Raw genomic sequence first — 21,995 nt, forward strand, 5'->3', positions numbered from 1 at the left:
ACGTGCACTGATGCAGAACCTGAGCCCGGTGCTTCAGGGACAGAAGAAATCGACTGTGCCAGCGCCGGCGATGCGTTCCAAAGGCCAGACACTGAGCTTAGACTTGCCGTGGGGTTAAGTACTTCTGGGGCAAGTCCACCTAACGGGAGAAGTTTCATGAAACTAGTCACTGCCATCATCAAGCCGTTCAAACTGGACGACGTCCGCGAGTCGTTGTCCGACATCGGTGTTCAAGGCATCACCGTCACCGAGGTCAAGGGCTTCGGACGGCAGAAGGGCCACACCGAGCTGTACCGTGGCGCCGAATATGTCGTCGACTTCCTGCCCAAGGTGAAAATCGAAGTGGCCATCGACGATGACCAGCTCGACCGCGTCATCGAGGCCATCAGCAAGGCGGCCAATACCGGCAAGATCGGCGACGGCAAGATCTTTGTCGTCAACCTGGAGCAGGCCATTCGTATCCGCACCGGCGAAACCGGTTCCGACGCGATCTAACGCCCCCTCCGACCCCACCCCGCCCCAGGAGTAACAACCATGACTCTGCGAAAGATCGCAGGGCTAGGCGCCCTGCTGTCCCTAGGTTTCCCAGGCCTGGCCATGGCCCAGGAAGAAACCGCCGCCCTGAATGCCGGCGACACCGCCTGGATGCTGACCTCCACCGCCCTGGTGCTGTTCATGACCATCCCCGGCCTGGCGCTGTTCTATGCCGGCATGGTGCGTTCCAAGAACGTCCTGTCGGTGATGATGCAATGCTTCGCCATCACCGGCCTGATGAGCATCCTCTGGTTCGCCTACGGCTACAGCCTGGCCTTCAGCACCGAAGGTATGGAAGCCGGTGTGTTCAACATCAACTCCATCATCGGCAGCCTGGACAACGCCTTCCTGGTCAACCTGACCAAGGAAAGCCTGATCGGCGCCTTCCCGGAAAGCGTGTTCGTCACCTTCCAGATGACCTTCGCCATCATCACCCCGGCGCTGATCGTCGGCGCCTTCGCCGAGCGCATGAAGTTCTCCGCCATGCTGATCTTCATGGCCGTGTGGTTCACCGTGGTCTACGCGCCGATGGCCCACATGGTCTGGGGCGGTGACGGCGCGCTGCTGTGGGACGCAGGCGTGATCGACTTCGCCGGTGGCACCGTGGTGCACATCAATGCCGGTATCGCCGGTCTGGTGGCCTGCCTGGTGCTGGGCAAGCGCAAGGGCTTCCCGACCACGCCGATGGCGCCGCACAACCTGGGTTACACCCTGATGGGCGCGGCCATGCTGTGGATCGGCTGGTTCGGCTTCAACGCCGGCTCCGCCGCCGCGGCTGACGAGACCGCCGGCATGGCCATGCTGGTCACCCAGATCGCCACCGCCGCCGCCGCGCTGGCCTGGATGTTCGCCGAGTGGATCACCCATCGCAAACCCAGCGCCCTGGGCATCGCTTCCGGTGTCGTGGCCGGCCTGGTGGCCATCACCCCCGCCGCCGGCGCGGTCGGTCCGGTCGGTGCCCTGGTGATCGGTCTGGCGGCGGGCGTGATCTGCTTCTTCTGCGCCACCAGCCTCAAGCGCAAGCTGGGCTACGACGACTCCCTGGACGTGTTCGGCGTGCACTGTGTCGGCGGCATCGTCGGCGCGATCCTGGTCGGTGCCTTCGGCGCCCAGTCCCTGGGTGGTTTCGGCGAGATCGAGAGCATCGCCACCCAGCTGTGGATCCAGACCGAGAGCGTGCTGTTTACCGTGGTCTACACCGGCGTCCTGACCTACATCATCCTCAAGGTGATCGACCTGGTCATGGGCCTGCGGGTGACCGAGGAAGAAGAGACCATCGGCCTCGACCTCAGCCTGCACAACGAACGCGGCTACAACCTGTAAGCCGGCCGGCGCCCGGCAGCCATTGCCGGGCGCCCTGGCAGGCCCAGCCTGCCACCTTCCTCAAGCGCGCCTGACGCGCAACAGCAAGGAACACATAAATGGAAAGCAGTGCCCTGATACCCGTCCAGTACGGCTTCGATACCTTCTATTTCCTGATCTGCGGTGCCCTGGTGATGTGGATGGCGGCTGGCTTCGCCATGCTCGAATCCGGCCTGGTGCGCGCCAAGAACACCGCCGAGATCCTCACCAAGAACATCGTGCTGTACGCCGTGGCGTCGATCATGTACCTGGTGGTCGGCTACTACATCATGTACTCCAGCCCGGAGGGCGGCATCCTGCCGAGCCTGGGCTTCCTGATCGGCGACGAGAACGCCGTGGACGCGGTCGCCGCCGGTGGCGAGGACGCGCCCTACTACTCGGCGCGTGCTGACTTCTTCTTCCAGATCGTGTTCGCCGCCACCGCCATGTCGGTGGTCTCCGGTGCGGTGGCCGAGCGCATGAAGCTGTGGGCCTTCATCGCCTTCGCGGTGGTGATGACCGGCTTCATCTACCCGGTGCAGGGCTTCTGGAAATGGGGCGGCGGCTTCCTGGACGCCGCTGGCTTCTCCGACTTTGCCGGTTCCGGCCTGGTGCACATGGCCGGTGCCGCTGCCGCGCTGGCCGGTGTCCTGCTGCTCGGCGCCCGCAAGGGCAAGTACGGCGCCAACGGCCAGATCAACGCCATTCCCGGCGCCAACCTGCCGCTGGCGACCCTCGGCACCTTCATCCTGTGGATGGGCTGGTTCGGCTTCAACGGCGGTTCGCAGCTGAAGATGAGCACCATCGAGGACGCCAACGCCGTGGCCCAGGTGTTCGTCAACACCAACCTGGCCGCCGCCGGTGGCCTGGTGGCCGCGCTGATCACCGCGCGTCTGCTGTTCGGCAAGTCCGACCTGACCATGATCCTCAATGGCGCGCTGGCCGGCCTGGTGGCGATCACCGCCGAGCCGCTGACCCCGAGCGCCGAACAGGCGGTACTGATCGGCGCCGTGGGTGGCGTGCTGGTGGTGCTCAGCATCCTCGGCCTGGACCGTCTGAAGATCGACGACCCGGTCGGTGCCATCTCGGTGCACGGCGTGGTCGGCATCTGGGGCTGCCTGATCGTGCCGGCCACCAATGCCGATGCCACCTTCGGCGCGCAGCTGCTGGGCGTGGTCAGCATCTTCGCCTGGGTATTCATCGCCAGCCTGATCGTCTGGGGCATCATCAAGGCGGTGATGGGCCTGCGCGTCAGCGAGGAGGAGGAATACGAAGGCGTGGACATCGCCGAATGCGGCCTGGAGGCCTATCCGGAATTCACCAGCACGCGCTGAGTTTCACTCTCTGACAAAGGGCGCCTACGGGCGCCCTTTGCTTTTTCCGTCGCCACGCTAGAATGCGCGCCAAAATCGCCGGCCGGTTGCAAGAACCGGCCCGCCAGTGGTGTGCCGGCGAGCACTTCCGACTGCTGCTTTCGGCGAGTCGAATTTTTTTTTGTCTGGGCTATAACTACCCGACTTCGAGCAAGACATGAGGTGACTATGAGCGACGAAGAACTCGAACAGGACGAACTGGAAACCACCGACGAGGACGAAGGTGAGGAGCTGAACGCCGCCGAAGAGATCGAGGGCGACGATGACGCCGAGGCCCCCGCTCCCACGAGCAAGAAGGCCAAGCAGGCGGTCGATCCTGAAGAGCTTCCCAGCGTGGAGGCCAAGCAGAAGGAGCGTGATGCCCTGGCCCGCGCCATGGAAGAGTTCCTCGCGCGTGGTGGCCGGGTTCAGGAAATCGAGCCCAACGTCGTCGCCGATCCGCCGAAGAAGCCGGACAGCAAGTACGGCAGCCGCCCCATCTGAGTCGGTTCCGTGAATGAAAAACCCACCGTGAGGTGGGTTTTTTATTTGGCTGGTCGCGCTTCTACGGGCCCGAGGTCCGCATGGGGATCTGTGGGGCCGGGTTTATCCCGGCCAAGGCCGGCATAAAGCCGGCCCCACAGGAGGGACCATTTCCTTGTGGCCCTACCGGAAATCGTCGTCGCTCGGCGCCAGGCTGAGCTTCTGGCTGGTGGCGCTCAGGTGCTCGCCGTCGGTTTCCGAACCCAGCTTGATCATCAGGCGCAGGTCGTTCGACGAGTCGGCATGGGCCAGGGCGTCCTGGTAGGTGATTTCGCCCTGGGTATACAGCTGGTAGAGCGCCTGGTCGAAGGTCTGCATGCCCTGCTCGGTGGAGCGCTTCATCAGCGACTTCAGCTCGTGCACCTCGCCCTTGCGGATAAGGTCGGCGGCCAGCGGGGTATTGATCAGCACCTCGATCACCGCGCGGCGGCCCTTGCCGTCCGGGGTTGGCACCAGTTGCTGGGCGACGATGGCGCGCAGGTTCAGCGACAGGTCCATCCACACCTGCTGCTGCCGGTCGGCGGGGAAGAAGTTGATGATGCGGTCCAGCGCCTGGTTGGCGTTGTTGGCGTGCAGGGTGGCCAGGCATAGGTGACCGGTTTCAGCGAAGGCCACCGCGTAGTCCATGGTCTCGCGGGTGCGCACCTCGCCGATCAGGATCACGTCCGGCGCCTGGCGCAGGGTGTTCTTCAGCGCCACCTCGAAGGACTCGGTGTCGATGCCGACTTCACGCTGGGTGACGATGCAGTTCTGGTGCTGGTGGATGAACTCGATCGGGTCCTCGATGGTGATGATGTGGCCGCTGGAGTTCTTGTTGCGGTGGCCGATCATCGCCGCCAGCGAGGTGGACTTGCCGGTGCCGGTGGCGCCGACGAAGAGGATCAGCCCGCGCTTGGACAGCGACAGCTTCTTCAGCACCTCGGGCAGCTTGAGGTCGTCGAGGGTCGGAATGTTGGTCTCGATGCGCCGCAACACCATGCCCACCAGGTTGCGCTGGTAGAAGGCGCTGACCCGGAAACGGCCGATGCCGCGCGCGCTGATGGCGAAGTTGCACTCGTGGTTCTCGGCGAACTCGCGGCGCTGCTGCTCGTTCATTGTGCCGAGCACGGTCTCGCGGGTCATCTCCGGCGACAGCGCGGTCTTGGTGACCGGCAGGATGCGCCCGTTGACCTTCATCGACGGCGGTACGCCGGCGGTGATGAACAGGTCGGAGCCGCCTTTTTCCACCATCAGGCGCAGCAGTTGTTCCATTTCCATGGGTTGGATCCCTGTCGTTGAAAGGTTGGCTCAGGTGGTCCCCCGCTCCCTTGACGGGAGAGGGGCTGGGGGAGAGGGTGGGGCAGGTATCGCGCATTCCCCCTCTCCCTGGCCCTCTCCCGCGAGGGGAGAGGGGGCATCGGCCCCGCCGAAAGCCGTCAGAAATGCTCGGGCGACTTGGCCTTCTCGCGGGCGCTGTCGCGGCTGATCATGCCCTTGGCCAGCAGGTTCTTCAGGCAGGCATCCAGGGTCTGCATGCCCTGCGCGCCGCCGGTCTGGATCGCCGAGTACATCTGCGCCACCTTGTCCTCGCGGATCAGGTTACGGATCGCCGGGGTGCCGATCATGATCTCGTGGGCCGCCACCCGGCCGCCGCCGATTCTCTTCAGCAGGGTCTGCGAGATCACCGCCTGCAGCGACTCGGAAAGCATCGAGCGGACCATGGATTTCTCCTCGGCCGGGAACACGTCGACGATACGGTCGATGGTCTTGGCCGCCGAGGTGGTGTGCAGGGTGCCGAACACCAGGTGGCCGGTTTCCGCGGCGGTCAGCGCCAGGCGGATGGTCTCCAGATCGCGCATTTCACCGACCAGGATGATGTCCGGGTCTTCACGCAGCGCCGAGCGCAGGGCCTCGTTGAAACCCAGCGTGTCGCGGTGCACTTCGCGCTGGTTGACCAGGCACTTCTTGGATTCGTGGACGAATTCGATGGGGTCCTCGACGGTGAGGATGTGCTGGTATTTGTTGCTGTTGATGTAGTCGAGCATCGCCGCCAGGGTGGTCGACTTACCCGAACCGGTCGGGCCGGTGACCAGCACCAGGCCGCGCGGCACGTCGGCGATCGTCTTGAAGATCTCGCCCATGGCCAGGTCGTCCATGGTCAGCACCTTGGAAGGAATGGTGCGGAACACCGCGCCGGGGCCGCGGTTCTGGTTGAAGGCGTTGACCCGGAAGCGCGCCACGCCGGGGACTTCGAAGGAGAAGTCGGTTTCCAGGAACTCCTCGTAATCCTTGCGCTGCTTGTCGTTCATGATGTCGTAGATCAGCGCATGCACCTGCTTGTGATCCATGGCCGGCAGGTTGATGCGCCGGACATCGCCGTCCACGCGGATCATCGGCGGCAAACCGGACGACAGGTGCAGGTCCGACGCGCCCTGTTTGGCGCTGAAGGCGAGCAGCTCGGTAATATCCATGGGACTCCCCAATCACAGGCAAGCGGGTAGAATGCCAAGCCTCGTGGGGCCCGGCTCAGAGCGCCAGTAATGTCGACGATAGAAGAGAAGATTGCAAAGGTTCGCACGCGGATCCGTGAGGCGGCGCAAGGGGTCGGCCGTGACCCGGCCAGCGTTGGTCTGCTGGCGGTGAGCAAGACCCAGCCGGCCGAGGCGATCCGCGCCGCGTACGCTTGCGGCCAGGGCGATTTCGGCGAGAACTACCTGCAGGAAGCCCTGGGCAAGCAACAAGAGCTGACCGACCTGCCGCTGTACTGGCATTTCATCGGCCCCATCCAGTCGAACAAGACCAAGGCCATCGCCGAGCACTTCGCCTGGGTGCATTCGGTGGATCGCCTGAAGATCGCCCAGCGCCTGTCCGAACAGCGCCCGGCCGAGCTGCCGGCGCTGAACATCTGCCTGCAGGTGAATGTCAGCGGCGAGGCCAGCAAGTCGGGCTGCGCGCCGGAGGACCTGCCGGCGCTGGCCGCCGCTGTGGCGGCCCTGCCGCATCTGCGTCTGCGCGGCCTGATGGCCATTCCCGAACCGACCGACGATCCCGCCGAGCAGCGTGCCGCCTTCGCCCGCCTGCGCGAACTGCAGGCGCGGCTACCTTATGAGCTCGACACCCTGTCCATGGGCATGAGCCACGACCTCGAATCCGCCATCGCCGAAGGCGCCACCTGGGTGCGCATCGGCACGGCGCTGTTCGGCGCGCGCGACTATTCCGCCGCGCGCCCCTCCTGAAGGAATCCGTTATGAACCAACCTCGAATCGCCTTCATCGGCGCCGGCAACATGGCCGCCAGCCTGATCGGCGGCCTGCGCGCCCAGGGCGTGCCCGCCGAGCGCATCCGCGCCAGCGACCCCAGCGCCGAACAGCGTGCCCGCCTGGGCGCCGAGCACGGCATCTTCCTGTGCGCCGACAACGCCGAGGCGGTGGCCGGTGCCGACGTGGTGGTGCTGGCGGTCAAGCCGCAGGTCATGAAAGCCGTGTGCCAGGCGCTGGCGCCGAGCCTGACCGGCAACCCGCTGATCGTTTCCATCGCCGCCGGCATCCCCTGCGCCAGCCTGGAGCAGTGGCTCGGTCCCAAGGCGATTGTGCGCTGCATGCCCAACACCCCGGCGCTGCTGCGCCAGGGCGTAAGCGGGCTGTTCGCCAACGCCCGGGTCAGCCCGGCGCAGCGCGCCCAGGCCGAACAGCTGCTCTCGGCGGTCGGCGTGGCCCTGTGGCTGGACGAGGAAAGGCTGATCGACGCGGTCACCGCCGTGTCCGGCAGCGGCCCGGCCTACTTTTTCCTGCTTATCGAGGCGATGACCGCCGCCGGTGAGCAGCTTGGCCTGCCACGCGAAACCGCCGCGCAGCTGACCCTGCAGACCGCGCTGGGCGCGGCGCGCATGGCCACCGAGAGTGATGTGGATGCCGCCGAGCTGCGTCGCCGCGTCACCTCGCCCAACGGCACCACCGAAGCGGCCATCAAGGCCTTCCAGGCCGGTGGTTTCGAAACCCTCGTGCAACAGGCATTGAACGCCGCCGCCGCTCGTTCCGCCGAGCTGGCCGAACAACTGGGTCAATAAGGAGCTGTTGATGAACGGTCTTTCCACCGCCGCCGTGTATGTGATTCAAACCCTCGGCAGCCTGTACCTGCTGATCGTGCTGCTGCGCTTCGTGCTGCAGCTGGTGCGCGCCGACTTCTACAACCCGCTCAGCCAGTTCATCGTGCGCGCCACCTCGCCGCTCTTGATGCCGCTGCGCCGGGTGATTCCCGGATTCGGCGGTATCGACCTGGCCTCGCTGGTGCTGGCGCTGCTGGTCCAACTGGCGCTGATGCTGATCGTCCTGGCACTCGATGGCCGCATCCAGTGGAGCCTGCCTGAGCTGTTGGTCTGGTCGCTGATCGGCGTCACCTCGCTGTTCCTGAAGATCTTCTTCTTTGCGCTGATCATCAGCGTGATCCTCTCCTGGGTCGCGCCCGGCACGCACAACCCGGCCGCGCAGCTGGTCCACCAGATCTGCGAACCGCTGCTGGCGCCGATCCGCCGCTTCCTGCCCAACCTGGGTGGCCTGGACATCTCGCCGATCTTCGCCTTCATCGCGCTGAACCTGCTGGACATGCTGGTGATCCGCAACCTGGCGGTCATGAGCGAGATGCCGAAGATCCTCGCGCCGTTCCTGTGACGGACTGGTACCGCTGGGACGGCGAGGACCTGCTCCTCGCCGTGCATCTGCAGCCCAAGGCCAGCAAGGATGGATTCGCCGGCCTGCACGGCGACCGCCTGAAGATCCGCCTCACCGCTCCGCCCGTGGAAGGCAAGGCCAACGCCCACCTGATGGCCTTCCTGGCCAAGGCCTTCGGCGTGCCGAAAAGCCAGGTCAGCCTGGAAAGCGGCGAGCTGAACCGCCAGAAGCGGGTACGCATCAGGCGGCCGCAGAAAGTGCCGGAAGGGCTGGGCATCGCCAACGCCTGAGCTGCGCCCGTCGCGCATGTGCGCCAGTCGCTGGACGTCCCGCCACGCTGACCAATAATGCACGGCATGCCTCTTCGCATAAGGACATGCCGCCATGAGCCTGGACCGCCTCGGCCAGCAGATTGATGCTTCCGTGCAATGGAAACGCGCGCTGGCCGCCGTGCTGGTGCGCTATCGCAGCTGGCTGGCGGCCAACCGGCTGGCCACCCCAGGGCTGGAAGCGCGCCTGGATCGCGCCTTGCGCCAACTGCGCAGCGAGCAGCTGACGCTGGCTTTCGTCGGCGAGTTCTCGCGGGGCAAGACCGAGCTGATCAACGCGTTGTTCTTTGCCGGCTGTGGCCGGCGCATCCTGCCCTCCCAGCCCGGGCGCACCACCATGTGCCCCACCGAGTTGTTTTTCGATGCCCGGGCGGCTCGTCCGTACCTGCGCCTGCTGCCGATCGAGACCCGCCTGGAAGACGTCTCGCTGGCCGAGCTGCGCCAGCGGCCGGCGGCCTGGGTGACCTTCAACCTCGACGCGCAGGATCCCGCCGCCATGGCCGACGCCTTCGCCGAGGTGGCGCGGGTCAAGGCGGTGTCCCGCGAGCAGGCGCTGCGTCTGGGTTTCGACCCCGCCACCCTGGAGCTGACCGGCGAGACGGATCGCGTGCGCGTGCCGGCCTGGCGACACGCGCTGGCCAGCGTCGATCACCCGCTGCTGCGCAAGGGGCTGCGGATCCTCGATACCCCCGGGCTGAATGCGCTGGGCAGCGAGCCCGAGCTGACCCTGTCGATGCTGCCCGAGGCGCAGGTCATCTTCTTCCTGCTGGCGGCGGACAGCGGCGTGACCGCCAGTGACCTGGCCATCTGGGAAGGCCACGTGCGCGGCCTGGAGCGCGAGGGGCCGCAGCGCCTGTACGCATTGCTCAACAAGATCGATGTGCTGGAGGACGAGCTGCTCGAAGCCGAGGAGGTTGCCAGCCATCAGGAGCGCATACGGCGCGACAGCGCCGGGCAACTGGGGCTGGATATCGAGCAGGTGCTGCCCTTGTCGGCCCGCCAGGGTCTGCTGGCGCGGGTGCGCAACGATGTGCGGCTGCTGGCGCGCAGCCGTTTCGCCGAACTGGAGGCACTGCTGGGCGAGCGGCTGGTTGCCGACCGTGGACATCTGATCGATGAGCAGGTGGTGGCACCGTTGCGCGAGATGCTGCTGGCCAGCCAGGCGCTGCTGGCACAGCGCATCGCCCGCATCGACGAGCAGCAGCGGCAGCTGGCGGCCGAGGAGACGGATCAGGATGCGCTGCTCGCCGAGCTGGGCGTACGCGCGCGCGCCGAGCATGCCGAACACCACAAGCGGCTGATTGCCCTGCGCGGCCAACAGAACCTGCTGCGCCGGCAGGCCGAGCGGCTGCGTCAGGTGATCGGCGCCGAGCGCCTGGAACAGCAGCTGCAGAGGGTGCGCGAACGCCTGCTGGGCAGCTGGACGACCCTGGGCATCAGCCAGGGCATCGTGGCTTTCTTCGACCAGCTGGAATCCGATCTGGACCACCTGTGCGACGAGGCGGCGATGGCGGATCGAACCGTGGCGGCCATCTACCGGCGCCACAACGAGGCGTACCCGCTGCTGGCGGTCGATGCGCCGCGCCTGGCGCTGGACGCCTTCGCCCGCGAGCTGCTGCAGCTGCGTCTGCGCGCCGACCACTTCCGCCTGCGGCCCAGCACGCTGCTGACCGAGCAGCACAGCCTCACCCGGCGGTTTCTGGCCACCCTGGCGCAATCGGTGGTCGATCTGCATCGGCGCCTGCGTGACGCCATCGAACGCTGGGAAGCGGAGGTGCTGCTGCCGCTGCTGCAGTTCAATCAGGAGCGCAAGCAGCTGCTCGAACAGCAGCTGCTGGAAATGCGCGCCCTGGCCCAGGCCGGCCGTCAGACCCGCACGCGGGGCCAACTGCTGTCCCGCTATGCCGAGCAGCTGGCGCAACAGCAGGGGGAGGTCGAGGAACTGCTGCGCTCCCTGCGGCGCTGCGAGCCGGCGCAGCAGCAGGGCAATGTGGTCCAGCTACCGCTGGCGCGCTGAACACGCGCTGCGCGCGCCGATGGGTTAGGCTGAGGCCGATCCTTTCCGTCAGGGGGCATGCCCATGCGTTATCACGACACCCACAGCAAGGTCATCGGTTACCTGCTGTGGATCTTCGGCTTTCTCGGCTCGCACCGCTTCTATTACGGCAAGCCGATCACCGGAACGATCTGGTTCTTCACCCTCGGCCTGCTGTTCGTCGGCTGGATCATCGACCTGTTCCTGATCCCCTCGATGGACCGACAGGCGGACCTGCGCTTCACCTCGGGGCGGCTGGACTACAACATCGCCTGGATTTTGCTGACCTTCCTCGGCGTGTTCGGCGTGCATCGCATGTACCAGGGCAAGTGGATCACCGGCCTGCTCTACCTGCTGACCGGCGGCCTGTTCCTGGTGGGGGTGCTGTATGACTTCTGGACGCTGAACCAGCAGATTTCCGAGCGCAACCGGCTGTGGGGCTAAGCGCGGCGGAGGGCTGCACGCGCTTTTGTGGGGCCGGGATTATCCCGGCCGAAAGAGGTGGGGGTGACACCATGGCACGGCCCACCCAGGACCGCTGGCCGGCGTAAAGCCGGCCCCACAGGGTCCGTGCGGGAACCCACGGCTCAGCCCTGGTAGCTGATCCGTCCGTCCATCAGGGTGTAACGCACCTTGCCCGGCAGGCAGTGGCCGAGGAACGGGCAGTTCTGGCCCTTGGAGTACCAGCTCTCACCGGCCAGCGTGCTGCTGGCGGGGTCGAACAACAGCAGGTCGGCGGGGGCGCCGACGGCGAGGCGGCCGGCGGGTAGCTGCAGCGCGCGTGCCGGGCCCCAGCTGAGGCGATCCAGCAGGGTCGGCAGGTCCAGCAGGCCATCCTCTACCAGCGTCATGGCCAGCGGCAGCAGCAGTTCAACCGAGCTGATGCCCGGCTCGGTGACGGCGAAGGGCGCCAGCTTGGCATCCAGTTCGTGCGGCTGGTGGTGACTGGCAATCGCCTGCACCACGCCGCTCTTCACTGCCTCGCGCAGGGCCTCGCGGTCGGCATGTGAGCGCAGCGGCGGCTGCACATGGTAGAGGCTGGAGAAACCGGCCAGCGCCTCGTCGGTGAGGATCAACTGGTACAGCGCCACGTCGGCGCTGACCGGCAGGCCGCGCGCCTGGGCGGCGGCGATCATTTCCACGCCGCGGGCGCTGGTCAGCTGGGTGAAGTGCGCGCGCACGCCGGACTGTTCCACCAGCAGCAATTGACGGGACAGGGCGACGGTCTCGGCGCTTTCCGGAATGCCGGCCAGGCCGAGGAAGCTGGCGGTCGGGCCTTCGTGGGCCAGGCCGCCTTCGGCCAGCGCCGCGTCCTGACTGTGCAGCACCAGGGTCAGGTCGAAGGTCGCGGCGTATTCCATGGCCCGGCGCAGGTTGCGGCTGTTGGGCATGTCGGTCAGGCCGTCGCCGAAGGCCACGCAGCCGGCGTCGCGCAGGGTGACCAGCTCGGCCAGCTGCTCGCCGCCGAGGCCCTTGGTCAGCGCACCGATGGGGAACACTCGGGCGTGGCCGGCTTCCTGGGCGCGTTCCAGGACCAGGTCGACCACCGCGGCGGTGTCCATCACCGGGCGGGTCAGCGGCGGGCAGCACAGGCTGGTGACGCCACCGGCAGCGGCGGCCAGGGTCTCGCTGGCGATGCTGCCCTTGCGACCATAGCCCGGCTCGCGCAGGGCGACGGACAGGTCGACCAGGCCCGGCGCGGCGATCAGCCCGCTGGCATCGAGGGTCTGGCTGGCCGCGAAACCGGCCGGCGCCTCGCCGATGGCGACGATCTTGGTGGCGTCCAGATAGAGGTCGGTGACCCGGTCCAGGCCGCTGGCCGGGTCGATGACGCGAGCACCGAGGATACGGGTGGAGGACATCAGTTCTGCTCCTCGGAAGCGGTTTCGGATTCGAGCTGGCGCTGCGCGGCCTGACCGCTCATGGCCATGGACATGACGGCCATGCGGATGGCGATGCCGTAAGTGACCTGGTTGAGAATCACCGACTGGGCGCCGTCGGCCACGGCGGATTCGATTTCCACGCCGCGGTTGATCGGCCCGGGGTGCATGACGATGGCGTCCGGCTTGGCCAGCGCCAGGCGCTGGGTGCTCAGGCCGTACAGGCGATAGAACTCGCCCTCGCTGGGCAGCAGACCGCCCTGCATGCGCTCGCGCTGCAGGCGCAGCATGATCACCACGTCCACGTCCTTGAGCCCTTCGCTGAGGCTGGTGAACACCCGCACGCCGTAGTTTTCCTCCAGCCCGATGGGCAGCAGGGTGCGCGGACCGATCACGCGGATGTCCTGACAGCCCAGCGCGCGCAGGGCGAGCATGTCGGAGCGCGCCACCCGCGAGTGCAGGATGTCGCCGACGATGGCCACCGACAGGTTGGCGAAGTCGCCCTTGTGGCGGCGGATGGTCAGCATGTCGAGCATGCCCTGGGTCGGGTGGGCGTGGCGGCCGTCGCCGCCGTTGATGATCGCCACCTCGGGGCAGACGTGTTCGGCGATGAAGTGTGCGGCGCCGGAGTCGGCGTGGCGCACCACGAACATGTCGGCGGCCATGGCTTCCAGGTTGCGCAGGGTGTCGAACAGCGTCTCGCCCTTGCTGGTCGAGGAGGTGGAGACGTTCAGGGTGATGACGTCGGCCGACAGCCGCTGGGCGGCCAGTTCGAAGGTGGTGCGCGTGCGCGTGGAGTTCTCGAAGAACACGTTGCACACGGTGCGGCCGCGCAGCAGCGGGACCTTCTTCACCGCCCGCGCGCCGACTTCCAGGAAGGAGTCGGCGGTGTCGAGGATTTCGGTGAGCAGCTCGCCGGACAGGCCGTCGAGGGACAGGAAGTGGCGCAGCTGGCCGAGGTCATTCAGCTGCAGCGGGCGCTTGATAGCGGCGGTCGGCATCATTCGCGGGGTCTCAGTGGGATGCAAGCATCTGTCGCTCGAGGGCGAGCGGCGCGGGGCCGAGCAATTTTACGCGCTCATCGGGGGCCAGCGACAGGGTGGCGCCCAACACATCGGCGCGAATCGGCAGCTCGCGGGCATCCAGGTCGAGCAGGCAGACCAGGGTCACGCTGGCCGGGCGGCCGTAGTCGAACAGCTCGTTGAGCGCGGCGCGCACGGTGCGGCCGCTCATCAGTACGTCGTCGATCAGCACCAGATGCTGCCCCTCGATCTCGAACGGCAGGTTGGAGGGGCCCACCTGGGGATGCAGGCCGGTGCGGCTGAAGTCGTCGCGGTAGAAGGACACGTTCAGCGCGCCCAGCGGGCCGCGTTCGCCCAGCTCGTCGAGCAGCGCCTGGGCGACCCACAGGCCGCCGGTCTGGATTCCGATGAAGCGCGGCTCGCTGATCTGCCGGGCGGCCAGGTGGGCGCGCAGGTCACGGGCCATGCGTGGCAGCAATTCGGCGGGATTCGGAAGGGTCATGGTCGCTCCTTGAAGGACGGCCGGGTGGGCCGTTGAAAGTTATCCCCGGGCTTCGAGCCAACCCTCCAGCAGCAGGGCGGCGGCCAGGGCGTCCACCGGGCGATCCCGGTAGCCGCCGCGCTGGCCTTCGCGCAGGCGCTGGCCCTTGGCCTCGAAGGTGGTCAGGCGTTCGTCGTGGGTGTGCACTGGCAGATTGAAGCGGCCATGCAGGCGGCGCGCGAATTTCTCGGCGCGCTCGCTCATATCGCTGGGCGTGCCGTCCATGTTCAGCGGCAGGCCGACCACAATGGCGTCCGGCTGCCATTCCTTGATCAGCGCCTCGACGCGCGTCCAGTCGGGCACGCCGTTCTGCGCCTTGAGCACGCAGAGTTCGCGGGCCTGGCCGGTGATCGCCTGGCCGACCGCCACGCCAATCTGCTTGGTGCCGTAATCGAAGCCCATCACCAGGCGTAGGGTGTCGGTCATGCGTGGCCCGCCTGGCTGCTCAGCAGGTTGAGGTCGATGCCCAGCAAGGCGGCCGCCGCGGCGAGACGCTGCTCGGCCGGCAGCTCGAACAGCAGGCGCGCGTCGCATGGACAGTGCAGCCAGGCGTTATCGGTGATCTCGGTCTCCAGCTGGCCAGCGTCCCAGCCGGCATAGCCGAGGGTGATCAGGCTGCGGCGCGGGCCGTGGCCGTCGGCGATGGCGTAGAGCACGTCGAGCGAGGTGGACAGCGCCAGCTCGCCCAGATCGAGGGTGGCCTGGTACTGCCAGCCGCTGTCATGCAGCACGAAACCACGGTCGGTCTGCACCGGCCCGCCGCTGTACACCGGCTGGTCGTAGCGCTCCGCCGCTGGCGGCTGCTCGGGACGTAGCTGTTCGAGAATGTCGGCCAGCTCCAGGCCGCTGGGACGGTTGATGACCAGGCCCATGGCGCCATGCTCGTTGTGCTCGACCAGATAGATCAGTGCCTGGGCAAAATTCGGGTCGGCCAGATGCGGCATGGCGATCAGCAGCTGGTTCTTCAGGTAACTGTCGGTGGTGTTCATGGCGGTTAGTGTCGGCCTTCGCGGGAAGGGCGGCAAGCGTGTCGAGTGGCCGGCGGGAAAACCCTGCAGGGCCGGGTTGATCCCGGCCACAGGCCGGCGCCAGCCGGTCCGGAGCACAGCCCAGGCTCCGTCGGCCGGGATAAACCCGGCCCCACAAATTCACTGGCTCGACAGCCGGTCGCCGCGCTCGAAGCGCCAGGTGCGGATGATTTCCAGTCGGTCGAATTCGGCCAGGTCGCCCGTGAAGGGCGCATAGGGCGCGGCCAGGTGGACAATGCGCATGGCCGCCTGGTCGAGCACCGGCTGGCCAGAGGTTTCCAGCACCTGCACCTCGTGCAGCGAGCCGTCGCGGCGGATCGACACCAGCAGGCGCAGGCTGCCGTACAGGCCTTCGCGACGCGCCTCGTCCGGATAGTTCAGGTTGCCGATGCGCTCCACCTTGCGGCGCCACTCGTCCTTGTACCAGGCGCCCTTGTCGCGCATGGTCGAGGCGGCATTCAGGCGATGGATCTTCGGGCGCTTGGCATAGCGCTGCTGCTCCAGGGCCAGGTCGGCCTCCAGGCTGGCGATCTCGGCGGAGAGTTGCGAGCTGTCGAACTCCGGCGCCGGGCGGCGCTGCTCGGTCTTCTGCAGTTCGGCCTGCACCGGCGTCTTCTCGCGCTGGGGCGCGCGCGTGGCCACGGCGGCCTTGGGCGCCTCGCGCGGCACTTCCGGCGGCGCGGCGGGTGGCGGGACGACCTTGTTGATTTCGGTGTCCTGAAAGGGCGCAATCTCGGTGGTCTTGGGCGCCGCCTTGTGTTCCAGCGTGCCGCTGCCCTGCTGGTTGTCCTGGGCGAGGAAGTCGGCCTGCTCGGGCGCCACGTCGCTCTTGAAGGTGGACAGGGTGATTTCCAGCGACTTGCTGATCTCGCTGGGCTTGGGCAGGGCGAAACCCAGGCCGAAGATCAGCGCGACGTGCAGTGCCACCGCCAGGAACAGGGTAAAGCCCAGGCGGTCGGCGGGGCGAACCCGAGGCGGTTCGAGGGTGGGGGTGATGGCTGCGGTCATTGAGTAAGCGGCGCCGTGGAAACCCCGGAAGTCTGCCCAGTGATGCTCCAAAAGTCCATGAACCAGGCAGCGCTTCCGGTCATCGTCAGGGGCCCGCTCAGCCGCGGCCCAGACGGCTGGCGATGGCGTCCATCAACCGTTCGCCGATGCGCGTGTCGTAGGCGGCGTCGATCTCGCGGATGCAGGTCGGGCTGGTCACGTTGATCTCGGTGAGGTATTCGCCGATCACGTCCAGGCCGACGAACAGCAGGCCGCGCTTGCGCAATTCCGGGCCGACCAGGGCGGCGATCTCGCGGTCGCGCTCGGTCAGCGGGCGCGGCTCGCCACGGCCGCCGGCGGCCAGGTTGCCGCGCGTCTCGCCCTGGGCGGGGATGCGCGCCAGGCAGTAGGGCACCGGCTCGCCGCCGATCATCAGGATGCGCTTGTCGCCATCCTTGATCTCCGGAATGTAGCGCTGCGCCATGATCTGCCGGCCGCCGTGCTCGGTGAGCACTTCGAGAATCACCGACAGGTTCGGGTCGCCCTCGCGGTGGCGGAAGATCGAGGCGCCGCCCATCTCGTCCAGCGGTTTGAGGATGACATCACGGTGCTCGCGGGCGAACTCTCGCAGAATGTCCGCGCGCCGGCTCACCAGGGTCGGCGGTGTGCACTGCGGGAACTGGGTGGCAAAGAATTTCTCGTTGCAGTCGCGCAGGCTGCGCGGGCTGTTGACCACCAGGCTGCCGGCCTTCTCGGCCAGCTCCAGCAGGTAGGTGGCGTATACGTACTCGCTGTTGAAGGGCGGGTCCTTGCGCATCAGGATCACGTCGAGTTCGTGCAGGGCGATGTCCTGCTCGGCCTCCAGCTCGTACCAGTGCGCCGGGTCGTTGAACACGCGCAGCGGGCGAACCCGGGCGCGGGCCTGGTTGCCGCGCTGATACAGGTCCTGCTGTTCCATGTAGAACAGCGTCCAGCCGCGCGCCTGGGCGGCCAGTAGCATGGCCAGGGAGCTGTCCTTCTTGAAGGTGATGGCCGCGATGGGGTCCATGACGATCCCGAGACGAGTGCTCATTAGGGTTCCTCTGCAGCGTGGTGGCCGGTCGCCAAGGTGGCGGGCGGCGCAAAGGCGTCAAGGGTGGCGCCGGAGCTGCCCTCGGTCAAGGTTGAATCCTTCGCGTGACCGGCTCTGTGGATTGCCGTCCGGATCCTGTGCTACAAAGGCCGGCGACGAGGCACAAGCCTTGTTGTAGACCGGTCTCAGGCGCAGGCGAAGCGCAACGATAACGACTCACCGAGGCAATGGTAGGGCGACAATGGAACAGCATTCCGGCAGTTTGAAAGTCATGGTGATCGACGATTCGAAAACGATTCGCCGCACCGCGGAAACCCTGCTGAAGAAGGTCGGTTGCGAGGTCATCACCGCCGTTGACGGTTTCGATGCCCTGGCCAAGATCGCCGACAGCCACCCGAACATCATCTTTGTCGACATCATGATGCCGCGTCTGGACGGCTACCAGACCTGTGCGCTGATCAAGAACAATAGCGCCTTCAAATCCACGCCGGTGATCATGCTCTCGTCCAAGGACGGCCTGTTCGACAAGGCCAAGGGGCGGATCGTCGGCTCGGACCAATACCTCACCAAACCGTTCAGCAAGGAAGAATTGCTGGGCGCGATCAAGGCCCACGTGCCGGATTTCGTGCCGAGCGAACAGGCATCCTGAGTCCTGCGACGGACCGTTGTTATTTCGTATGGGGAACACCATGGCTCGCATTCTGATTGTTGATGACTCTCCGACCGAGATGTACAAGCTGACCGAGATGCTCGAAAAGAACGGGCATCAGGTCCTCAAGGCTGAAAATGGCGCCGATGGCGTGGCCCTGGCCCGTCAGGAAAAACCCGACGCCGTGCTGATGGACGTGGTCATGCCGGGGCTCAACGGCTTCCAGGCCACCCGCCAACTGACCAAGGACGACGAAACCAGTCACATTCCGGTGATCATCGTCACCACCAAGGATCAGGAAACCGATAAGGTCTGGGGCAAGCGCCAGGGTGCGCGCGACTACCTGACCAAGCCGGTGGACGAGGCGACCCTGCTCAAGACGCTGAACGCGGTGCTGGCCGGCTGACGCCGGTCGCCCCGCACTCATCGACTCCCGGCACGGCAGGGCACGCATGTCCGGACAACCGACACCCTTCGATCTTCTGCTCGGCATCGATCAGCGCTGCCGCATCCTGGCGGCCGGCTTGCCGGCCCAGCTGGAAACCCAGCAGACCTGGAGCGGGATCGGCTTTCGCATGGGCGAGCGGCTGTTCGTCTCGCCCATGGGCGAGGTGGGGGAAATCCTTCACGAACCGCGCCACACCCAGCTGCCCGGCGTCAAATCCTGGGTCAGGGGCGTGGCCAACGTGCGTGGCCGGCTGTTGCCGCTGATCGATCTGTGCAGTTTTTTCGGCGAGGAACCGGCTGCTTCACGCAAGCAGCGCCGGGTGCTGGTGGTTGAGCATCAGGACGTGCTGTCCGGCCTGATCGTGGATGAAGTGTTCGGCATGCAGCACTTCCCGGTCGAGACCTTTACCGAGCAGGTGCCGCCGCTGGAAGCGGCCATCCAACCCTTCATTTACGGCGTATTCAATCGCGCGCAGCCCTGGCTGGTATTCAGTCCGCAGCGGCTGGCGCGGCACGAGGACTTCCTCGACGTCGCGGTGTGACACGAATTTTTGGTGGGCCGGCATCCGGTCCGTTGGCTTCAAATGGGAATAGCGGTGGGTCCAGGCGGGGGCCATTCATGAAGAAAAGCAAAGTGGGAAACATGTTTACGGGCATGCGCAGCAGTTCGCTGATCGTCGGTCTGTTCATCGGCCTGATCGTCACCATCGTGCTGCTGTTCGCCAACTTCACGTACCTGAACGTGCAGGCGGGCTACGACACCGAATACATCACCCACGCCGGTGAGCTGCGCGTGCTGTCGCAGCGTATCGCCAAGAACGCCACCGAAGCGGCGGCGGGCAAGGCCGAGGCCTTCGCCCTGCTCAAGGACGCCCGCAACGATTTCGACCGCCGCTGGGGCTACCTGACCAAGGGCGATCCGGACACCGGTCTGCCGATGGTGTCCTTCCAGGTCGCGCCGCAGATGGATGCGGTGGAGAAGGACTGGAACCGTCTGCGCCGCGACACCGACGTCATCCTCTCCAGCGAGCAGACCGTGCTGTCCCTGCACCAGGTGGCTGCCACCCTGTCGGAAACCATCCCGCAGCTGCAGGTTGAGTACGAAGAAGTGGTGGACATCCTCCTGCAGAGCGGCGCGCCCTCCGCCCAGGTGGCCGTGGCCCAGCGCCAGTCGCTGCTGGCGGAACGGATCCTCGGCGCGGTCAACAAGGTACTGGCCGGTGACGAAGACTCGGTGCAGGCCGCCGACATGTTCGGCCGCGACGCCAGCCTGTTCGGTCGCGTGCTCAACGCCATGCTGGAAGGCAACCGCGCCATGGAGATTACCCGGGTAGCCGAGCCCGAGGCACGCGAGCGTCTGGCGGAGATCGCCGAGTTGTTCGAATTCGTTTCCGGCTCGGTGGACGAGATTCTGGAAACCTCGCCCGAACTGTTCCAAGTGCGCGAATCGGCCGGCAACATCTTCAGCACCTCGCAAACCCTGCTGGACAAGGCTTCCGACCTGGCCATCGGCTTCGACGAGCTGGCCAACGGTCGCTACCTGAACACCCTGGCCACCTACGTGCTCGGCGCGCTGGCGCTGGCCGCGGTGATCCTCATCGGTTCGGTGATGGTGCAGGACACCCGCCGCCGCCTGCAGGAAACCGCCGAGAAGAACGAGCGCAACCAGACCGCCATTTTGCGTCTGCTCGACGAAATCGCCGACCTGGCCGACGGTGACCTGTCGGTGACCGCCACCGTGACCGAGGACTTCACCGGCGCCATCGCCGACTCGATCAACTTCTCCATCGACCAGATGCGCGACCTGGTGCGAGCGATCAACCAGACCGCCGTGCAGGTATCCGCCGCCGCCCAGGAAACCCAGGCCACCGCCATGCACCTGGCCGAGGCGTCCGAGCATCAGGCCCAGGAAATCGCCGGGGCTTCGGCCGCGATCAACGAAATGGCCGTGTCCATTGACCAGGTGTCGGCCAACGCCGCCGAATCCACCGCGGTGGCCGAGCGTTCCGTGGCCATCGCCAACAAGGGCAACGAGGTGGTGCACAACACCATCACCGGCATGGACAGCATTCGCGAGCAGATCCAGGACACCGCCAAGCGCATCAAGCGCCTGGGTGAATCGTCCCAGGAGATCGGCGACATCGTCAGCCTGATCAACGACATCGCCGACCAGACCAACATCCTCGCCCTGAACGCCGCCATCCAGGCGTCGATGGCCGGCGACGCCGGCCGCGGCTTCGCCGTGGTGGCCGACGAAGTGCAGCGCCTCGCCGAACGCTCCTCGGCGGCGACCAAGCAGATCGAAACGCTGGTGAAGGCGATCCAGACCGACACCAACGAGGCGGTGATCTCCATGGAGCAGACCACCTCCGAAGTGGTGCGCGGTGCGCGCCTGGCCCAGGATGCCGGGGTGTCGCTGGAAGAGATCGAAAAGGTATCCAAGACCCTGGCCGCGCTGATCCAGAACATTTCCAACGCGGCGCGCCAGCAGGCCTCCTCGGCCGGCCACATCTCCAGCACCATGAACGTGATCCAGGAGATCACCTCGCAGACCTCCACCGGTACCACCGCCACGGCGCGCAGCATCGGCAACCTGGCCAAGCTGGCCAGCGAGATGCGCAACTCGGTGTCCGGCTTCAAGCTGCCGGCGGGCCGCGACGAGGCCTGACAGGGGCGGCGCCTCGCAAGGGGCGCCGATCATGAGTCATGAGCGAGGGGCACGGCATGCAGCCAAGCGGCGTCTGGGCCTTGAAACCCCTGGCCGACATGACCACGGCGGAATTCCGCGCCTGGAGCGGGCTGATCGAGGAGCGTACCGGTCAGGTGCTCGGCGAACGGCGCCGCGCGTTCCTGCAGACCCGCCTCGCCCAGCGCATGCGCGAGCTGGGGCTGGACGACTACCAGGCCTATCTGCGCCAGGTCGGCGACGGGCCGCGCGGCGCCCTGGAATGGGCGACGCTGCTGGATCGCCTGACCGTGCGGGAAACCCGTTTCTATCGCCATGCGCCATCGTTCGCCGTGCTCGAGGACTACCTGAGCCGGCGCCTGACGGACGAAGGCGGCCGCCCCTGGATGCTGTGGAGCGTGGGCTGCGCCAGTGGCGAGGAGGCCTATTCGCTGGCCATCTCCGCCGCCGAAGTGCGGCGCCGCGCCGCCCAGCGGATGGAGTTCGGGGTGATGGCCACCGACATCAGCCAGGGTGCGCTCAACCAGGCCCGTGCGGCGCGCTACGACGCACGGCGCCTGGAAGCGCTGGACGCCGAACGCCGCGCCCGTTATCTGCGCCATGAGGCGGATGGCTGGCAAGTGACACCGGAGCTGGCGGCGCGCGTGTGCTGCGCCCGGCTCAACGTGCTGGACCTGGACAAGGCGCCGTGGACCGGCCTGGACGTGATTTTCTGTCAGAACCTGCTGATCTATTTCCGCCGCTGGCGGCGGCGCGACATCCTCAACGGCCTGGCCGAACGCCTGGCCCCGGGTGGGCTGCTGGTGCTCGGCGTCGGCGAGGTGACCGGCTGGCGGCATCCGCTGCTGCGTCCGCTGGCCGATGAGCGGGTTCTGGCCTTTACCCGGATACGCGAATGACTGG

24 protein-coding genes are annotated in these 21,995 nt (G+C 66.6%); 15 read left to right on the top strand and 9 right to left on the bottom strand.

Translation table 11 applies throughout. The features are described 5' to 3' along the window. Positions 1 to 156 precede the first annotated feature (156 nt). The 4 genes from glnK to sutA all read left to right on the top strand — a co-directional run bounded on the left by glnK (position 157) and on the right by sutA (position 3,731). Positions 157 to 495 (top strand): P-II family nitrogen regulator, encoded by a 339-nt coding sequence (gene glnK, locus VL129_RS12305; RefSeq protein WP_325413108.1) that lies wholly within the window; start codon positions 157 to 159, stop codon positions 493 to 495. Positions 496 to 534: 39 nt separating this feature from the next. Next, complete coding sequence (locus VL129_RS12310; RefSeq protein WP_325413109.1) at positions 535 to 1,857, top strand: ammonium transporter; 1,323 nt, start codon at positions 535 to 537, stop codon at positions 1,855 to 1,857. 98 nt (positions 1,858 to 1,955) lie between these two features. After that, positions 1,956 to 3,209: an ammonium transporter gene (locus VL129_RS12315; protein ID WP_325413110.1), complete on the top strand. Its 1,254-nt coding sequence runs from the start codon at positions 1,956 to 1,958 to the stop codon at positions 3,207 to 3,209. Positions 3,210 to 3,416: 207 nt separating this feature from the next. Next, positions 3,417 to 3,731, top strand: a complete 315-nt coding sequence (sutA, locus tag VL129_RS12320; RefSeq protein WP_325413111.1) for a transcriptional regulator SutA — start codon at positions 3,417 to 3,419, stop codon at positions 3,729 to 3,731. A 162-nt stretch (positions 3,732 to 3,893) separates the two neighbouring features. Here the strand turns inward: sutA and VL129_RS12325 are convergent, their stop codons facing one another. Further along, positions 3,894 to 5,027 (bottom strand): PilT/PilU family type 4a pilus ATPase, encoded by a 1,134-nt coding sequence (locus VL129_RS12325; RefSeq protein WP_325413112.1) that lies wholly within the window; start codon positions 5,025 to 5,027, stop codon positions 3,894 to 3,896. 158 nt (positions 5,028 to 5,185) lie between these two features. After that, on the bottom strand, positions 5,186 to 6,220 hold the full coding sequence (locus VL129_RS12330) for a type IV pilus twitching motility protein PilT (protein ID WP_325413113.1): 1,035 nt from the start codon (positions 6,218 to 6,220) through the stop codon (positions 5,186 to 5,188). Positions 6,221 to 6,289: 69 nt separating this feature from the next. Here VL129_RS12330 and VL129_RS12335 point away from each other — a divergent pair, with 69 nt between their 5' ends. The 6 genes from VL129_RS12335 (at position 6,290) to VL129_RS12360 (ending at position 11,224) form a co-directional block, all read left to right on the top strand. Further along, positions 6,290 to 6,985, top strand: a complete 696-nt coding sequence (locus tag VL129_RS12335) for a YggS family pyridoxal phosphate-dependent enzyme (protein ID WP_325413114.1) — start codon at positions 6,290 to 6,292, stop codon at positions 6,983 to 6,985. Between the two features lie 11 nt (positions 6,986 to 6,996). Continuing rightward, entirely contained in the window at positions 6,997 to 7,815 is an 819-nt protein-coding gene (gene proC / locus VL129_RS12340; RefSeq protein WP_325413115.1) for a pyrroline-5-carboxylate reductase, read from the top strand. A 10-nt stretch (positions 7,816 to 7,825) separates the two neighbouring features. Then, on the top strand, positions 7,826 to 8,416 hold the full coding sequence (locus VL129_RS12345) for a YggT family protein (RefSeq protein ID WP_325413116.1): 591 nt from the start codon (positions 7,826 to 7,828) through the stop codon (positions 8,414 to 8,416). Then, complete coding sequence (locus VL129_RS12350) at positions 8,413 to 8,706, top strand: DUF167 domain-containing protein (protein ID WP_325413117.1); 294 nt, start codon at positions 8,413 to 8,415, stop codon at positions 8,704 to 8,706. The genes VL129_RS12345 and VL129_RS12350 overlap by 4 nt, the downstream gene beginning before the upstream one ends. 94 nt (positions 8,707 to 8,800) lie before the next feature. Further along, positions 8,801 to 10,762, top strand: coding sequence for a dynamin family protein (locus VL129_RS12355; protein ID WP_325413118.1), 1,962 nt, complete (start codon positions 8,801 to 8,803; stop codon positions 10,760 to 10,762). A 63-nt stretch (positions 10,763 to 10,825) separates the two neighbouring features. Further along, positions 10,826 to 11,224, top strand: coding sequence for a TM2 domain-containing protein (locus VL129_RS12360; protein WP_325413119.1), 399 nt, complete (start codon positions 10,826 to 10,828; stop codon positions 11,222 to 11,224). 143 nt (positions 11,225 to 11,367) lie between these two features. Here VL129_RS12360 and VL129_RS12365 read toward each other — a convergent pair whose 3' ends face one another. The 7 genes from VL129_RS12365 to gshB all read right to left on the bottom strand — a co-directional run bounded on the left by VL129_RS12365 (position 11,368) and on the right by gshB (position 17,310). Then, positions 11,368 to 12,642, bottom strand: a complete 1,275-nt coding sequence (locus tag VL129_RS12365) for a dihydroorotase (RefSeq protein ID WP_325413120.1) — start codon at positions 12,640 to 12,642, stop codon at positions 11,368 to 11,370. Beyond that, on the bottom strand, positions 12,642 to 13,661 hold the full coding sequence (locus VL129_RS12370) for an aspartate carbamoyltransferase catalytic subunit (RefSeq protein WP_027589113.1): 1,020 nt from the start codon (positions 13,659 to 13,661) through the stop codon (positions 12,642 to 12,644). Before VL129_RS12370 ends, VL129_RS12365 begins: the two co-directional genes overlap by 1 nt. A 13-nt stretch (positions 13,662 to 13,674) precedes the next feature. Further along, positions 13,675 to 14,184: a bifunctional pyr operon transcriptional regulator/uracil phosphoribosyltransferase PyrR gene (pyrR, locus tag VL129_RS12375; RefSeq protein WP_325413121.1), complete on the bottom strand. Its 510-nt coding sequence runs from the start codon at positions 14,182 to 14,184 to the stop codon at positions 13,675 to 13,677. A gap of 39 nt (positions 14,185 to 14,223) precedes the next feature. After that, complete coding sequence (ruvX, locus tag VL129_RS12380) at positions 14,224 to 14,649, bottom strand: Holliday junction resolvase RuvX (RefSeq protein ID WP_325413122.1); 426 nt, start codon at positions 14,647 to 14,649, stop codon at positions 14,224 to 14,226. Next, positions 14,646 to 15,212, bottom strand: coding sequence for a YqgE/AlgH family protein (locus tag VL129_RS12385; RefSeq protein WP_325413123.1), 567 nt, complete (start codon positions 15,210 to 15,212; stop codon positions 14,646 to 14,648). Before VL129_RS12385 ends, ruvX begins: the two co-directional genes overlap by 4 nt. A gap of 159 nt (positions 15,213 to 15,371) precedes the next feature. Next, complete coding sequence (locus tag VL129_RS12390) at positions 15,372 to 16,259, bottom strand: energy transducer TonB (protein WP_325413124.1); 888 nt, start codon at positions 16,257 to 16,259, stop codon at positions 15,372 to 15,374. Positions 16,260 to 16,356: 97 nt separating this feature from the next. Continuing rightward, positions 16,357 to 17,310: a glutathione synthase gene (gshB, locus tag VL129_RS12395; protein WP_325413125.1), complete on the bottom strand. Its 954-nt coding sequence runs from the start codon at positions 17,308 to 17,310 to the stop codon at positions 16,357 to 16,359. Between the two features lie 241 nt (positions 17,311 to 17,551). Between gshB and pilG the strand changes: the two genes are divergently transcribed. The 5 genes from pilG to VL129_RS12420 all read left to right on the top strand — a co-directional run bounded on the left by pilG (position 17,552) and on the right by VL129_RS12420 (position 21,991). Next, positions 17,552 to 17,959, top strand: coding sequence for a twitching motility response regulator PilG (pilG, locus tag VL129_RS12400; RefSeq protein ID WP_325413126.1), 408 nt, complete (start codon positions 17,552 to 17,554; stop codon positions 17,957 to 17,959). A 40-nt stretch (positions 17,960 to 17,999) separates the two neighbouring features. Further along, the gene (gene pilH / locus VL129_RS12405; RefSeq protein WP_325413127.1) at positions 18,000 to 18,365 is read left to right on the top strand and encodes a twitching motility response regulator PilH; all 366 of its coding nucleotides are present in this window, start codon (positions 18,000 to 18,002) and stop codon (positions 18,363 to 18,365) included. 46 nt (positions 18,366 to 18,411) lie between these two features. Continuing rightward, positions 18,412 to 18,948 (top strand): chemotaxis protein CheW, encoded by a 537-nt coding sequence (locus VL129_RS12410; RefSeq protein ID WP_325413128.1) that lies wholly within the window; start codon positions 18,412 to 18,414, stop codon positions 18,946 to 18,948. 77 nt (positions 18,949 to 19,025) lie between these two features. After that, positions 19,026 to 21,074, top strand: coding sequence for a methyl-accepting chemotaxis protein (locus VL129_RS12415; RefSeq protein WP_325413130.1), 2,049 nt, complete (start codon positions 19,026 to 19,028; stop codon positions 21,072 to 21,074). Between the two features lie 56 nt (positions 21,075 to 21,130). Next, complete coding sequence (locus VL129_RS12420; protein ID WP_325413307.1) at positions 21,131 to 21,991, top strand: CheR family methyltransferase; 861 nt, start codon at positions 21,131 to 21,133, stop codon at positions 21,989 to 21,991. Positions 21,992 to 21,995: the final 4 nt, after the last annotated feature.

This window comes from Pseudomonas sp. (genome assembly GCF_035497915.1).
In the GTDB taxonomy this organism is placed as follows: Bacteria; Pseudomonadota; Gammaproteobacteria; order Pseudomonadales; family Pseudomonadaceae; genus Serpens.

Bases quoted from the DNA above. Each gene is read 5' to 3' on its own strand.
- glnK (WP_325413108.1), top strand. From the start codon at position 157: ATGAAACTAGTCACTGCCATCATCAAGCCGTTCAAACTGGACGACGTC.
- VL129_RS12310 (WP_325413109.1), top strand. From the start codon at position 535: ATGACTCTGCGAAAGATCGCAGGGCTAGGCGCCCTGCTGTCCCTAGGT.
- VL129_RS12315 (WP_325413110.1), top strand. From the start codon at position 1,956: ATGGAAAGCAGTGCCCTGATACCCGTCCAGTACGGCTTCGATACCTTC.
- sutA (WP_325413111.1), top strand. From the start codon at position 3,417: ATGAGCGACGAAGAACTCGAACAGGACGAACTGGAAACCACCGACGAG.
- VL129_RS12325 (WP_325413112.1), bottom strand. From the start codon at position 5,027: ATGGAAATGGAACAACTGCTGCGCCTGATGGTGGAAAAAGGCGGCTCC.
- VL129_RS12330 (WP_325413113.1), bottom strand. From the start codon at position 6,220: ATGGATATTACCGAGCTGCTCGCCTTCAGCGCCAAACAGGGCGCGTCG.
- VL129_RS12335 (WP_325413114.1), top strand. From the start codon at position 6,290: ATGTCGACGATAGAAGAGAAGATTGCAAAGGTTCGCACGCGGATCCGT.
- proC (WP_325413115.1), top strand. From the start codon at position 6,997: ATGAACCAACCTCGAATCGCCTTCATCGGCGCCGGCAACATGGCCGCC.
- VL129_RS12345 (WP_325413116.1), top strand. From the start codon at position 7,826: ATGAACGGTCTTTCCACCGCCGCCGTGTATGTGATTCAAACCCTCGGC.
- VL129_RS12355 (WP_325413118.1), top strand. From the start codon at position 8,801: ATGAGCCTGGACCGCCTCGGCCAGCAGATTGATGCTTCCGTGCAATGG.
- VL129_RS12360 (WP_325413119.1), top strand. From the start codon at position 10,826: ATGCGTTATCACGACACCCACAGCAAGGTCATCGGTTACCTGCTGTGG.
- VL129_RS12365 (WP_325413120.1), bottom strand. From the start codon at position 12,642: ATGTCCTCCACCCGTATCCTCGGTGCTCGCGTCATCGACCCGGCCAGC.
- VL129_RS12370 (WP_027589113.1), bottom strand. From the start codon at position 13,661: ATGCCGACCGCCGCTATCAAGCGCCCGCTGCAGCTGAATGACCTCGGC.
- pyrR (WP_325413121.1), bottom strand. From the start codon at position 14,184: ATGACCCTTCCGAATCCCGCCGAATTGCTGCCACGCATGGCCCGTGAC.
- ruvX (WP_325413122.1), bottom strand. From the start codon at position 14,649: ATGACCGACACCCTACGCCTGGTGATGGGCTTCGATTACGGCACCAAG.
- VL129_RS12385 (WP_325413123.1), bottom strand. From the start codon at position 15,212: ATGAACACCACCGACAGTTACCTGAAGAACCAGCTGCTGATCGCCATG.
- VL129_RS12390 (WP_325413124.1), bottom strand. From the start codon at position 16,259: ATGACCGCAGCCATCACCCCCACCCTCGAACCGCCTCGGGTTCGCCCC.
- gshB (WP_325413125.1), bottom strand. From the start codon at position 17,310: ATGAGCACTCGTCTCGGGATCGTCATGGACCCCATCGCGGCCATCACC.
- pilG (WP_325413126.1), top strand. From the start codon at position 17,552: ATGGAACAGCATTCCGGCAGTTTGAAAGTCATGGTGATCGACGATTCG.
- pilH (WP_325413127.1), top strand. From the start codon at position 18,000: ATGGCTCGCATTCTGATTGTTGATGACTCTCCGACCGAGATGTACAAG.
- VL129_RS12410 (WP_325413128.1), top strand. From the start codon at position 18,412: ATGTCCGGACAACCGACACCCTTCGATCTTCTGCTCGGCATCGATCAG.
- VL129_RS12415 (WP_325413130.1), top strand. From the start codon at position 19,026: ATGAAGAAAAGCAAAGTGGGAAACATGTTTACGGGCATGCGCAGCAGT.
- VL129_RS12420 (WP_325413307.1), top strand. From the start codon at position 21,131: ATGCAGCCAAGCGGCGTCTGGGCCTTGAAACCCCTGGCCGACATGACC.